The following is a 13,289-nucleotide window of genomic DNA, read 5'->3' on the forward strand; positions in this document are numbered from 1 at the left end:
GCCCACTCCACGAGGCCCGGACGTCTTGGCACCCGGGCCACGGCGGCCTGGGCACACTGTCGACAGGTCCTCGGACTGACTCTCATATGCGCTTATGCACACATGAGTACACCGTTGCGGGACAGTTCCGGATTCGCACCGGATTCCCCTGCGGCGACAGCGAGCATGAGCATACATCTTGTGCCGGGTTCAGTTGGCACCCCTAGATGTTGTGTCGCAGCGACTTCAGAGAGTCAACTCATAGGTGAGGAGCGTGAAGTCGACGCCCTCGATCGGGTTCCAGTCGCGGGCGGGGGCGCGGGTGAAGCCGAGGCGTTCGTAGACGCGGTGCGCGGCGTGCATGACCGGCTGCGTCGACAGGACCATGCCGGTGCAGCCGTCGGCGGCTTTCGCCCGGTCGACGCAGGCACGGACGAGGGCTTCGCCGGCTCCTCTGCCGCGCGCCGCCCGGGACACGGCCAGCATGCGGATCTCGGCCTCCCCGGGGCGGGAGAGCTCCGCCATGGGGCCGCCGGCGGGGACGTAGGTGACGGTGCCTATCGGCTCGCCGCCGAGGAGGGCCACGAGTACCTCTGCCGCCGCGGCTCGTTTGGCGACGTCTCTCAACTCGCCCAGGTACCAGTCGCTCTCGCCGAAGGCGAGGAGGCCGTCCAGGAGGTAGGCCTGGGCCGTGATCTCGCCGATCGCGTCGTATTCGGTGGGGTCCGCTGCCCGGATCTCGATGTCCATGAGGGCGAGTGTGCCCGACCGCACGCCGACGGGCCGCCGGATATTCCGGCGGCCCGTCGGTCAACGTGACCCTAGTGAGCGGAACCCGCGGTCGCCGGCGGCAGTTCCACCTGTACGCCCGGGTCGCCCGCGTCCGCCGTGTAGTCCTCGGGGCGCGTCTCGTCGATGCCCTCGGGGGCCTTCGCGGCCCTCAGGACGAACGTGAGGACCACTGTGACCGCCACGTTGAGCACGAACGCCGTCAGACCGATGTAGCCGATCTCGCCGATGCCCGGGATCTCCTTCGACGAGCCGCCGAAGTGCTTCTGCGTCGGGGAGGCCACGCCGTACGCGGCGACCGTGCCGTAGATCATGCCGACCGCCCAGCCCGCGAGCAGCGCCCAGCGGTGGAACCAGCGGGTGAACAGGCCGCCGACCAGCGCCGGGAAGGTCTGGAGGATCCAGATGCCGCCCAGGAGCTGGAAGTTGATGGCGACCGTCTTGTCCATGGTGAGGACGAAGATCAGGGCGCCCACCTTCACCAGCAGCGAGACCAGCTTGGAGATCTTCGTCTCCTGCTGCGGCGTCGCGTCCGGCTTGATGAAGTCCTTGTAGATGTTGCGGGTGAAGAGGTTCGCTGCCGCGATGGACATGATCGCCGCCGGCACCAGCGCGCCGATGCCGATCGCCGCGAAGGCCACGCCCGCGAACCAGCTCGGGAACATGTCCTCGAAGAGCTGCGGGATCGCCAACTGCGGGTTGGTGACGTCGACACCGGCCGCGATGGCCATGAAGCCCAGCAGGGCGAGCAGGCCCAGCATCAGCGAGTACAGGGGCAGGATCGTGGTGTTGCGGCGGATCACCTCACGGCTCTTGGAGGAGAGCGTCGCGGTGATCGAGTGCGGGTACATGAACAGCGCGAGCGCGGAGCCCAACGCCAGCGTGGCGTACGTCCATTGGCCCGCCTCGATCGGGACCAGGCCGCCCGCCTTGGCGGCGGTGTACTTGTCGTTCGCCGCGCCGAAGATCTCGTCGAACCCGCCCAGCTTGATCGGGATGTAGATGATCGCCACCGCGATGACGATGTAGATCAGCGTGTCCTTCACGAACGCGATCATCGCGGGGGCGCGCAGTCCCGAGGAGTAGGTGTACGCCGCCAGCACACCGAAGGCGATGAGCAGCGGGAGGTCCTTGACGAACCAGTTGGTGTCCTCCCCGCCGCCGACGCCCATCACGTCCAGCACCGCCTGGATGCCGACGAGTTGGAGGGCGATGTAGGGCATCGTCGCCAGGATGCCCGTGACGGCCACCGCCAGCGACAGGCCCTTGGAACCCCACCGGCCGCGCACGAAGTCGGACGTCGTCACATAGCCGTGCTTGTGGGAGACCGACCAGAGCCGGGGCAGGAAGGTGAAGATCAGCGGGTAGACGAGGATCGTGTAGGGCACCGCGAAGAAGCCGGCCGCGCCCGCCGCGTAGATCGCCGCCGGTACGGCGACGAAGGTGTACGCCGTGTAGAGGTCGCCGCCGAGCAGGAACCAGGTGATCCAGGTGCCGAACGACCGGCCGCCCAGGCCCCATTCGTCCAGCGTGTGTTCGTTCTCGGCCTTGCGCCAGCGCGAGGCCAGGAAGCCCATGACCGTGACGGCCAGGAAGAAGATGATGAAGACGGCGAGTGCCACGCCGTTCACGCCGTCGTTCACTTGGAGGCACCTTCCCGGCGGGCGCGCTGGTCACGCTGCCACAGCTTGTACGCGACCATCGTCAGCGCGGTCGAGATGAGCACCCACAGCATCTGGTACCAGTAGAAGAACGGGATGCCGATGAACGTGGGGTCCACCTTGGCGTACGAGCCGACCCACAGCATGGCGACGAACGGTGCCAGGAGGCACAGGGCGATGACGACCCGCACCGGTGTCACCACCGGTGGTCTGGCCTCGGGCGAATCTGTTGACATACGGCGGCTCCGATCCTCACTGATCACCGTGTAACGCGCAGGCAATCTAGGTCACGGTGTGACAGGAGTGGAAGACCTCGTCCGCATATCGGTATGTCGATTCGGTGAAGGTCCGCAATAGGTGTCAGCAGCAGCGGAATCCCTGCCGGGGGTCCGCCTCCTGCCGGTCCGTCCGCATCCGCTCGAACGCCCGCCGGGTCGGCACGGCCGCCTGCGGGTGGTCCCGGCGGACGTGCGCGACATAGCGGTCGTACGCCGACTCGTCGGTCAGCTCGCGCACATACCAGCGCACACCCCTAAGTGCGCGCCGCAGTGCCGACCTCATGGCGTGCCTCCTCCTTCTCCTCCTGGGTCGGGAACAGCCCGGCCGGGGCGACGAGTTGCGACTCGACGTACGGCGACTCGCTGAGCGTGGAGAGCGCGGGACGGCGTACGTGCCGGACGCAGACCCGCAGCGCGTCGGCGATCACCACCACGATCAGCAGCGCGAGGACGGCCGTCAGTACGCCGTCCACCGTGGAGTTGGTGACCACGGTGCGCATGTCGTCCATGGTCTTGGCGGGCGGCAGCACCTCACCCCGGTCGATGGCGTCCTGGAAGATCTGCCGCTGCTTGAAGAAGCCGACCTTGGGGTCGTCGGAGAACACCTTCTGCCAGCTCGCGGTCAGCGTGACCGTGGCGTCCCAGGCGAGCGGGATCCCGGTGATCCAGGCCCACTTGAGACGTCCGGACTTCACGAGCAGCGTGGTGCAGACGGCCAGGGCGACGGCGGCGAGCAGCTGGTTGGAGATGCCGAAGATCGGGAACAGCTGGTTGATCCCGCCGAGCGGTTCGTGGACGCCCACCCAGAGGAAGTACCCCCACAGACCGCACACGATCGCGCTGGTGATGACGAGGCCGGGCTTCCAACTGATGTTCTTGAAGGGCTTGATGACGTTGCCCAGCATGTCCTGGAGCATGAACCGGCCCACGCGCGTCCCGGCGTCGAGTGCGGTCAGGATGAACAGCGCCTCGAACATGATCGCGAAGTGATACCAGAAGGCCCGCAGGCTCCCTCCGGTGACCTTGGAGAAGATCTCCGAGACCCCGATGGCCAGGGTGGGTGCCCCGCCGGTCCGGGACAGCAGCGACGACTCCTCGACCCGCTCGGCCGCCCGGGCCAGAGCGTCGGGGGAGATCGCGTAGCCCCACCCGGTCACCACCCGTGAGGCCTCCTGCACGGTGGTGCCGATCGCTCCCGAGGGCGCGTTCATCGCGAAGTACAGGCCCGGGTCGATGATGCTGGCCGCGACCAGCGCCATCACGGCGACCGACGACTCCATCAGCATGGAGCCGTAGCCGATCATCCGGACCTGCGTCTCCTTCTGGATCATCTTCGGCGTGGTGCCGGAGGAGATGAGGGAGTGGAAGCCGGACAGGGCGCCGCAGGCGATGGTGATGAAGACGAAGGGGAACAACGACCCGGCGAACACGGGGCCGTTGCCCTGCGAGGCGAAGTCGGTGACCGCGTCCATCTTCAGGGTCGGCAGGGAGACGACGACACCGAGCGCGAGCAGGAAGATCGTGCCGATCTTCATGAAGGTGGAGAGGTAGTCGCGCGGTGCGAGCAGCATCCACACCGGCAGGATCGAGGCGATGAAGCCGTACGCCACCAGCCAGACGACCAGTGTCGAGGGCGCGAGGGTGAAGGTGCCGGCCCACGAGGACTCCGCGACCCAGCGCCCCGCGACCAGGGCGAACAGCAGCAGCGCCACGCCGATGAGCGAGACCTCGGCGATCCGGCCGGGGCGCAGGACCCGCAGATAGAAGCCCATGAGCAGGGCGATCGGGATGGTCATCGCGATGGAGAAGGTGCCCCAGGGCGACTGGGCGAGGGCGTTGACGATGACCAGGGCCAGCACGCCGAGCAGGATGATCATGATGGCGAAGGCGGCGATGAGGGCGGCCGCGCCGCCGAACGGGCCGATCTCCTCGCGGGCCATCTGGCCGAGCGAGCGGCCGTCGCGCCGGGTCGAGAAGAACAGCACCACCATGTCCTGGACGGCGCCCGCGAAGATGACGCCCACGATGATCCAGATCGTGCCGGGCAGATAGCCCATCTGCGCGGCCAGCACGGGACCGACGAGCGGTCCGGCGCCGGCGATCGCCGCGAAGTGGTGACCGAGGAGGACGCGCCGGTCGGTGGGGTGGAAGTCGATGCCGTTGTCGAGGCGTTCGGCCGGGGTGGCCCGGGTCCTGTCGACCTTGAGGACCTTGTACGCGATGAACTTCGCGTAGAAGCGGTAGCCGATCGCGTACGAGCCGAGGGCGGCCGCGACCATCCAGGCGGCGGAGACGTCCTCACCGCGGGAGAGTGCGAGCACGGCCCAGCCGGTGGCGGCGATCAGCGCGACGACGGTCCAGATGGCGATGGTTCGGACGTTCGCGGTACGCACAGCGCGGTCCTCCCGTCCATACGGAGACGGGAGGACCGTAGAGCAGGATGTGCCGTAGCGCTACACCGCGTGCGGTATTGAAAGCCCGCTAGTCGACAGGCCTCTTGAGCCTCGCCACGAACTTGTACCGGTCCCCGCGGTACACCGACCGGACCCACTCCACCGGCTGGCCGTCCCGGTCCAGGGAGTGGCGGGACAGCATCAGCATCGGCAGGCCCACGTCGGTGCCGAGCAGGCCGGCCTCGCGGGGAGTGGCCAGCGAGGTCTCGATGGTCTCCTCGGCCTCGGCGAGATGGACGTCGTAGACCTCGGCGAGCGCGGTGTAGAGGGACGTGTACTTCGCGAGACTGCGCCGCAGTGCCGGGAAGCGCTTGGCGCTGAGGTGGGTGGTCTCGATGGCCATCGGCTCGCCGTTCGCCATACGGAGGCGCTCGATGCGCAGCACCCGGCCGCCGGCCGTGATGTCGAGGAGCTCGGCGAGGCGGTCGTCGGCGGTGATGTAGCCGATGTCCAGGAGCTGCGAGGTGGGTTCGAGGCCCTGGGCGCGCATGTCCTCGGTGTACGAGGTGAGTTGGAGCGCCTGGGAGACCTTCGGCTTGGCGACGAAGGTGCCCTTGCCCTGGATGCGTTCGAGGCGGCCCTCGACGACGAGCTCCTGGAGGGCCTGGCGGACGGTCGTGCGAGAGGTGTCGAACTCCGCGGCCAGGGTGCGCTCGGGCGGGACCGGCGTACCGGGCGACTGGGTCTCCGTCATGTCGAGCAGGTGCTTCTTCAGGCGGTAGTACTTGGGCACGCGCGCGGTACGGACGCCGGCCCCGCCCTCGTTCTCCGCACTGCTGACGTCGGTAGTCATGCTCTGCCTTCCCGGCTCCGGATGCGGGTCACATCGTGATCCCTTCTGTATACCGTCGCCGCCTCTTTTGGTCTAGTCCATAGCCCCAGGTGGTCTAGTGGAAGACAGTACTCCGGCGGTGCTGATTTCGCTGGCTTCTTACTTAAAGGTTCTTGCATATGTAGGTCGGATAACGGCTGGTCAGAGCCTATTCGGACACCCTTGACAGGCTTCCTGGTCTGGTCCAAGCTCCCGGTACTGGTCTACACCATTGGTCCAGGTCCCGGCCCAACGCTCGTGCGGGGAGGCAGGGGGGTTTGTGGCATCCCTGAGGAGGGTGGCGTGAAGCGCAAGCTGATAGCCGCGATCGGTATCGCGGGCATGATGGTCTCCATCGCGGCATGTGGGGACAGTGACAGCGGCAGCTCGGACAACAGCGGCGCCGACGCCAAGGAACTGACCGTCTGGCTCACCGTGGACGCGCAGAACAACTGGCCCGAGCTGGTGAAGGCCGCCGACGCGGCCATCGTGAAGAAGCACCCGGGCATCAAGATCAAGCACGAGTACTACGGCTGGCCGGACAAGAACGCCAAGCTCGACGCGGTCCTCGCCACCGACAAGGCCCCCGACGTGGTCGAGATGGGCAACACCGAGATGCTGAGCTACATGGTCAAGGGTGCCTTCGCGCCCGTCGACCCGGCGAAGTTCGACAGCTCGGACGCCTGGCTGGACGGCCTCAAGGCCTCGGTGACCTACGACGGCAAGACCTACGGCGTCCCGTACTACGCCGGTGGCCGCGTCGCCAACTGGCGCAAGGACCTCTTCGCCTCGGTCGGCGTCAAGTCCACGCCGAAGACGTACGACGAGCTCACCGCCGCCCTGGACAAGGTCCAGAAGAAGGAGGGCGACAAGTTCAACGCCTGGTACCAGCCCACCCGTGACTGGTACGCGGCCATGTCCTTCGTCTACGACGCCGGCGGCTCCATCGCGGTCGAGTCCGGCGGCCAGTGGAAGGCCAACCTCTCCTCGCCCGAGTCCGTCAAGGGCCTGAAGGCGTTCCAGAACGTCGTCGACACGTACATGCACGGCGACAAGACCAAGGACGAGTCCGACCGCTACATCGTCTACGGCCAGGGCAAGTCCGGCATGATCTTCGCTCCCGCCTGGGAGGGCGCCACCGCCGCGGCCAAGGAGAACGACAAGACCGGCAAGCTCGAGGGCAACGTCGAGAACTTCGTGATGCCCGGCCCGTCCGGCAAGAACCTCCCCGTCTTCCTGGGCGGCTCCGACCTCGCCGTACCGGTGAAGTCCGACGCGCAGGCCGTCGCCGCCGAGTGGATCAACGCCTTCACGGGCACCTCCGGCCAGAAGGGCCTGATGGCCAAGGGCAACCTGCCCAACAACAAGACCGACCTCGCCACCCTGAAGAACGACCCGGCCACGGCGGTCCCGGCCACCGCGGCCGAGTCCAACTGGTTCGTCCCGATGGCGCCCGGCTGGGGCCAGGTCGAGAAGGCCCAGGTCCTGCAGACCATGCTGCAGTCCATCGGCACCGGCAAGAAGTCGGTCGAGGACGCCGCGAAGGAAGCGGACGCCAAGATCGACAAGGTCATCAACACCAAGTGACCACCGGCGGGGCCCCGTTGAGCGTGACGGGGCCCTGCTTCTCGTTCGACCTCGAAGGACCGCTGAGGAGCGCGCGGATGAGTGCCGCAGACACGACCACTGCCAAAGTGCCGCCGGCGCGGCAGTCACCACCACCAGCACCGGCCGTGCGGAAGAAGCCGGCCGGAAAGCGCAGTACCGGCGGAGCCGGCACCCCCTGGCTGCTGCTCGCCCCCTGTCTGCTGATCCTGGCGCTCGTCCTCGGCTATCCGCTGGTCCGCCTGGTCACCCTGTCCTTCCAGGAGTTCGGCCAGTCCCAGCTGTGGGGCTTCAAGCCGGCCGAGTCGGTCGGGTTCGACAACTTCGGCAAGGTGCTGGGCGACGGCGAGTTCTGGGCGGTCGTCGTGCGCACGGTCGTCTTCGCGGCCGGCTGCGTCATCTTCACGATGGTCGCCGGCATGCTGATCGCGCTGCTGCTCCAGCGGGTCTCCGGCTGGGTGAAGACCCTCGTCAACATCGCCCTCGTGGCCAGCTGGGGCATGCCGATCATCGTCGCCACCACCGTCTTCAAATGGCTCTTCGACGCGGACTACGGCATCCTCAACGCGCTGCTCAGCAAGGTGCCCGGGGTCGAGATGGTCGGCCACAACTGGTTCGCGAGCGGACCGCAGGGCCTGGCCGTGATCATGCTGCTGGTGGTCTGGGGAGCCGTCCCCTTCGTCGTGATCACCCTCAGCGCCGGGCTCACCCAGGTCCCGGCCGAACTGGAGGAGGCGGCCCGCCTCGACGGCGCGGGCGCCTGGGGCGTCTTTAGGTTCGTCACCCTCCCCATCCTCAAGCCGATCATCGTGATGCTCACGACCCTCTCGGTCATCTGGGACATGGGCGTCTTCCCGCAGGTCTTCGTGATGCGCAACGGACATCCGGAGGCCGAGTTCCAGCTCCTCACCACCTACTCCTACGACCGTGCCTTCGTGGTCAACGACTACGCCCAGGGCTCGGCGATCGCCCTGCTCACCGTGCTGCTCCTGCTCGGCGTGGTCGCGGTCTACATGCGTCAGATGCTGAAGATCGGAGACGTCGAATGACCAGCATGAGCGCGACCACCACGCCGGGGCGCGGCTCGAAGGGCCGTTCGGGACGCCGGAAGTCCAAGGCCGGCTGGAACCTCCTCGGTCTCCTCGTCTTCGTCACCGCCGGCTTCCCCGTCTACTGGATGCTCAACACGGCCTTCAAGCCGGCCAAGGACGCCATCGACCCGGACCCGAGCCTGCTGCCCACCGGCATCACGTTCTCCAACTTCGACCGGGCGCTGAACATCGCCGACTTCTGGGGCCCGGTCGGCCGCAGCCTCGTCGTGTCCCTCTCGGTGGTGGCGATCGGCATCGTCATCGGCCTGCTGGCCGCGCTCGCCATCTCCCGGTTCGCCTTCCGCGGCCGCAAGATCGTGATCGTCGGCATCCTGGCGGTCCAGATGGTCCCGCTGGTCGCGATGATCATCCCGGTCTTCCTGCTGCTCAACGACCTCGGCCAGTACGACCGGCTGTCCGGCCTGGTCCTCACCTATCTGACCTTCATCCTCCCCTTCACGGTGTGGACGCTGCGCGGCTTCATCGTCAATATCCCGAAGGAGCTGGAGGAGGCGGCGATGGTCGACGGCTGCTCCCGCACGACCGCGTTCCTGCGCGTGGTCTTCCCGCTCCTCGCCCCCGGCATGGTCGCCACCTCGGTCTACGGCTTCATCCAGGCCTGGAACGAGTACCTCTACGCCCTCATGCTGCTCAGCCAGGAGAACCAGACGGCGACCGTCTGGCTGGGCAACTTCACCACCAAGCACGGCACCGAATACGCCCCGATGATGGCCGGATCCACCCTGATGGCCGTGCCGATCGTCGTCCTGTTCCTCCTCGTCCAGCGCAAGATGGCCGCGGGCCTGACCGCCGGCGCGGTGAAGGGATAACGCCACCCGATGACGACTTTCGCCAGCGGTACGGACACGCTCACCCGCGACGCCCTGACCGTCCTCCAGCCCGGTTTCACCGGCACATCCGCCCCCGACTGGCTGCTGCGCCGCCTGGGGGAGGGGCTCGCCTCGGTGGGCCTGTTCGGCCGCAACATCGACTCCCCGGACCAACTGGCCGCGCTCACCGCCCAGTTGCGCGCCGAACGCGACGACGTCCTGGTCGCCATCGACGAGGAGGGCGGTGACGTCACACGCCTGGAGGTGCGGACGGGCTCCTCCTTCCCCGGCAACCACGCGCTCGGCGCGGTCGACGACGTGGACCTGACGCGCGAGGTGGCCTCCGAACTCGGCCGCCGCCTCGCCGCCTGCGGGGTCAACCTCAACTGGGCCCCGTCGGCCGACGTGAACTCGAACCCGGACAACCCGGTGATCGGCGTCCGCTCCTTCGGCGCCTCCGCGGACCTGGTCGCCCGGCACACGGCGGCCTATGTCACGGGCCTTCAGTCGGCCGGGGTCGCCGCCTGCACCAAGCACTTCCCGGGCCACGGCGACACGGCGATCGACTCCCACCACGCCCTGCCGCGCATCGACGTGGACCTCCAGGTGCTGATGTCCCGTGAACTCTCCCCGTTCCGCGCCGCGATCGCGGCCGGCTCCCGGGCGGTGATGAGCGCCCACATCCTGGTCCCGGCCCTGGACCCCGAGCACCCGGCGACGCTGTCCCGCAAGGTGCTGACGGACCTCCTCCGCGGCGAACTCGGCTACGACGGCCTGATCGTCACCGACGGCATGGAGATGCGGGCCATCGCGGACACCTACGGCATCGAACGCGGCAGCGTGCTCGCCGTCGCCGCCGGCGCGGACGCGATCTGCGTGGGCGGCGGCCTGGCGGACGACGAGACGGTACGACGGCTGCGCGACGCGCTGGTGTCGGCGGTCCGCTCGGGCGAACTCCCCGAGGAACGCCTGGCGGACGCGGCGGAACGCGTCCGCTCCCTGGCTCGCTGGACGGCGGCGGCATCGGCGGCCGACCCGGCGACCGACCCGGACCCGGAGGTTGGCCTCCGCGCGGCCCGCCGAGCCCTCACCCTGACCGGAGCGAGGCCCACGCCCCTCACCGAGCCGCCCTATGTCGCCGCCTTCACCCCGGTCGCCAACTTCGCGGTGGGCGACGAGACCCCCTGGGGCGTGGCCGCGGAACTCAGCCGCCTGCTGCCCGGCACGGAGACGGGCAGCTTCGCGGGCGAGGGCGCCGGCATGGCCGCACTGGCGGCAGCGGGCCGGCGCCGCATCGTCGCCGTCGTCCGCGACGAACACCGCCACCCCTGGATGACGGCGGCCCTGGACAGCGTCCTCCGCAGCCGCCCGGACACGATCGTGGTCGAAATGGGCGTCCCCCAGGCCCCCGCCCGCGGCGCCCTGCACATCGCGACACACGGCGCGGCGAGGGTTTGCGGCAGAGCGGCGGCGGAAGTCATCGCGGGCGAGTAGCCGCAACGACAAGACAGGCGCCGGTTCCTGAAAAGGAACCGGCGCCTGTCTTGGCTTTCAGGGGCGCGGGGCTGTATGGATTGCGGCTCCGCCGCGTGGGCGCGACCAGCCACATCGGACCCGCACCCGGCAGCAAACCGAACCTGGCAGACGAGACCCCGCTAAATCCCCTGCCACTCCGGCTTGTTGACATACGTGTGCCGGAAGTAGTCCGCCAACTTCAACTTGGACGCGGCACCCTCATCGACCACAACCGTCGCATGCGGATGCAACTGCAACGCCGACGCCGGACACACCGCGGCAACCGGCCCCTCCACCGTCGCCGCCACGGCATCCGCTTTCCCCTCACCCGTGGCGAGCAGCACCAGATGCCGAGCCTCCAGGATCGTCCCGATCCCCTGAGTGATCACGTGATGCGGCACCTGCGAGATGTCCCCGTCGAAGAACCGCGCGTTGTCCACCCGGGTCTGCTCGGTCAACGTCTTGATCCGGGTCCGCGAGGCCAGGGAGGAACACGGCTCGTTGAACCCGATGTGCCCGTCGGTCCCGATCCCGAGCAACTGCAGATCCACACCCCCGGCGTTCGCCAGCGCCGCGTCATACGCCTCGCACGCCCCCTGAACGTCCTCCGCCGTACCGTCCGGCCCGATGAAGGAGGACATCCCGATGCCCAGCGGCTCCAGCACCTCGCGCCGCAGCACCGACCGGTACGACTCCGGATGCTCGGCAGGAAGCCCCACGTACTCGTCGAGCTGGGCGATCCGCGCCCGAGAGGCGTCCACCGCACCGGCCCGCACCTTCGCGGTGAGCGCGTGATAGATCGGCAGCGGTGTCGAGCCGGTGGCCACGCCGAGCAGCGCGTCGGGCTTGCGCCGCAGGAGCTGCGCCATGGCCTCGGCGATGAGCTCGCCGCCCGACTTGGCGTCCGGAACGATGACAACTTCCACGCTGGGCCTGCCGTTCTGAAAGGGCTGTGTGGTTTAGACCAATTTAACAGAACCGGCTTTCCCTGCCCAGGTGAAACGGCCCGTACGAGACGGCCGCGAACAGGTGTGGACGAGATGCCGGCACGGACGGATCCGCACCCCGCACAGGCGTCCTGGCACCCGGGGGAGTGGAATGGGAGAGGCCACCTGCCGCTGGCCACTCGAGAACCGGACGCACGGCCCCACCCGGGAGGACCCCCGCATGACCGCCACGACATCGGAGCCCCAGAGCGAACTCCCCGGCCGGATCATGGCCCGCGAGATGGCCGAGCAGCCTGCCGTGCTCCGCCGGATCCTGGAGGAGGGCGCCCCCGGCATCCGGCAGGTCGCCCAGGAGATCGCCGCCCGCAACCCCCGCTTCGTCCTGCTCACCGCCCGCGGCACCTCCGACAACGCCGCGCTCTACGCCAAGTACCTCCTGGAGATCCGCCTCGGCCTGCCCTGCGGTCTGACCTCGATGTCGACCACCACCGCCTACGGCGCGCGCCCCGACCTCACCGACGTCCTGGTCGTCACCGTCAGTCAGTCCGGCGGCTCCCCGGACCTCGTGGCCTCGACCCGGGCCGCCCGCGAGGCCGGCGCGATCACCCTCGCCGTCACCAACAACCCCGACTCACCGCTGGCCGGCGTCTCCGAGTACCACATCGACATCATGGCCGGACCGGAGAAGGCCCTCCCCGCGACCAAGACCTACACCGCCTCCCTCCTCGCGCTCTATCTCTTCGTCGAGGGCCTGCGCGGCGGCGACGGCGCCTCCGCGAAAACCCTGCCCGACCTCGCCGAGCGGCTCCTCGCCCGGCAGGACGAGGTCCGCGCCCTCGCCTCCCGCTACCGCTTCGCCGAACGCATGGTGATCACCTCGCGCGGCTACGGCTACCCCACCGCCAAGGAGGCCGCCCTCAAGCTGATGGAGACCAGCTACATCCCGGCTCTCTCCTACTCCGGCGCCGACCTTCTGCACGGCCCCCTCGCCATGGTCGACAACGTCTCCCCGGTCATCGCGGTCGTCACCGACGGCAAGGGCGGCGAGGCCCTTCAGCCCGTCCTCGACCGACTGCGCGGCCGAGGCGCCGACCTGGTCGTCATCGGCCCCGCCGACCAGGTCGAACAGGCCTCGGCCGGCTTCGTCCTGCCCACCGAGGGCATCGCCGAGGAGCTCCAGCCCGTCCTGGAGATCATCCCGCTGCAACTCCTCGCCTACGAGGTCACGATCGCCCGCGGCCAGGACCCGGACGCGCCGCGCGCCCTGGCGAAGGTGACGGAGACCCGCTGATGGAGACCCACTGACGGCCGGGGCGGGATCGGTCAGGGA

General features: G+C 68.6%; 12 protein-coding genes and 1 riboswitch. Of the genes, 5 read left to right on the forward strand and 7 right to left on the reverse strand.

Features of this window, described 5'->3' with window-relative positions; translation table 11 throughout:
* Nucleotides 1–44: 44 nt before the first annotated feature.
* A riboswitch (cobalamin riboswitch) is annotated at nucleotides 45–173 on the reverse strand.
* A 52-nt stretch (nucleotides 174–225) separates the two neighbouring features.
* The 6 genes from OG381_RS30835 to OG381_RS30860 form a co-directional block, all read right to left on the reverse strand.
* Nucleotides 226–729, reverse strand: coding sequence for a GNAT family N-acetyltransferase (locus OG381_RS30835; protein ID WP_327719312.1), 504 nt, complete (start codon nucleotides 727–729; stop codon nucleotides 226–228).
* 71 nt (nucleotides 730–800) lie between these two features.
* Nucleotides 801–2,411, reverse strand: a complete 1,611-nt coding sequence (mctP, locus tag OG381_RS30840) for a monocarboxylate uptake permease MctP (RefSeq protein ID WP_327719313.1) — start codon at nucleotides 2,409–2,411, stop codon at nucleotides 801–803.
* Entirely contained in the window at nucleotides 2,408–2,665 is a 258-nt protein-coding gene (locus OG381_RS30845; protein ID WP_266822188.1) for a DUF3311 domain-containing protein, read from the reverse strand. Before OG381_RS30845 ends, mctP begins: the two co-directional genes overlap by 4 nt.
* Before the next feature lie 124 nt (nucleotides 2,666–2,789).
* Nucleotides 2,790–2,990 carry a YbdD/YjiX family protein gene (locus tag OG381_RS30850; protein ID WP_327719314.1) on the reverse strand — a complete coding sequence of 67 codons (201 nt, stop codon included), beginning with the start codon at nucleotides 2,988–2,990 and terminating at the stop codon, nucleotides 2,790–2,792.
* Entirely contained in the window at nucleotides 2,962–5,100 is a 2,139-nt protein-coding gene (locus tag OG381_RS30855) for a carbon starvation CstA family protein (protein ID WP_327719315.1), read from the reverse strand. The genes OG381_RS30850 and OG381_RS30855 overlap by 29 nt, the downstream gene beginning before the upstream one ends.
* Before the next feature lie 88 nt (nucleotides 5,101–5,188).
* Complete coding sequence (locus OG381_RS30860; protein ID WP_307026037.1) at nucleotides 5,189–5,953, reverse strand: GntR family transcriptional regulator; 765 nt, start codon at nucleotides 5,951–5,953, stop codon at nucleotides 5,189–5,191.
* Nucleotides 5,954–6,274: 321 nt separating this feature from the next.
* Between OG381_RS30860 and OG381_RS30865 the strand changes: the two genes are divergently transcribed.
* From OG381_RS30865 to OG381_RS30880, 4 genes are all read left to right on the forward strand, one after another.
* Nucleotides 6,275–7,558 carry an extracellular solute-binding protein gene (locus OG381_RS30865; RefSeq protein WP_327719316.1) on the forward strand — a complete coding sequence of 428 codons (1,284 nt, stop codon included), beginning with the start codon at nucleotides 6,275–6,277 and terminating at the stop codon, nucleotides 7,556–7,558.
* Between the two features lie 77 nt (nucleotides 7,559–7,635).
* Nucleotides 7,636–8,625: a carbohydrate ABC transporter permease gene (locus OG381_RS30870; protein ID WP_327719317.1), complete on the forward strand. Its 990-nt coding sequence runs from the start codon at nucleotides 7,636–7,638 to the stop codon at nucleotides 8,623–8,625.
* Between the two features lie 5 nt (nucleotides 8,626–8,630).
* Nucleotides 8,631–9,497 (forward strand): carbohydrate ABC transporter permease, encoded by an 867-nt coding sequence (locus OG381_RS30875; RefSeq protein WP_327719318.1) that lies wholly within the window; start codon nucleotides 8,631–8,633, stop codon nucleotides 9,495–9,497.
* A 9-nt stretch (nucleotides 9,498–9,506) separates the two neighbouring features.
* The gene (locus OG381_RS30880) at nucleotides 9,507–10,991 is read left to right on the forward strand and encodes a glycoside hydrolase family 3 protein (protein ID WP_327719319.1); all 1,485 of its coding nucleotides are present in this window, start codon (nucleotides 9,507–9,509) and stop codon (nucleotides 10,989–10,991) included.
* A gap of 161 nt (nucleotides 10,992–11,152) precedes the next feature.
* On the opposite strand, the gene nagB is transcribed toward OG381_RS30880, so the two are convergent.
* Nucleotides 11,153–11,938: a glucosamine-6-phosphate deaminase gene (nagB, locus tag OG381_RS30885; RefSeq protein ID WP_327719320.1), complete on the reverse strand. Its 786-nt coding sequence runs from the start codon at nucleotides 11,936–11,938 to the stop codon at nucleotides 11,153–11,155.
* A gap of 241 nt (nucleotides 11,939–12,179) precedes the next feature.
* Between nagB and OG381_RS30890 the strand changes: the two genes are divergently transcribed.
* A complete protein-coding gene (locus OG381_RS30890) occupies nucleotides 12,180–13,250 on the forward strand; it encodes an SIS domain-containing protein (protein WP_327719321.1) in 1,071 nt (356 codons plus the stop codon).
* Nucleotides 13,251–13,289: the final 39 nt, after the last annotated feature.

It is taken from the genome of Streptomyces sp. NBC_00490 (assembly GCF_036013645.1).
In the GTDB taxonomy this organism is placed as follows: domain Bacteria; phylum Actinomycetota; class Actinomycetes; order Streptomycetales; family Streptomycetaceae; genus Streptomyces; species Streptomyces canus_F.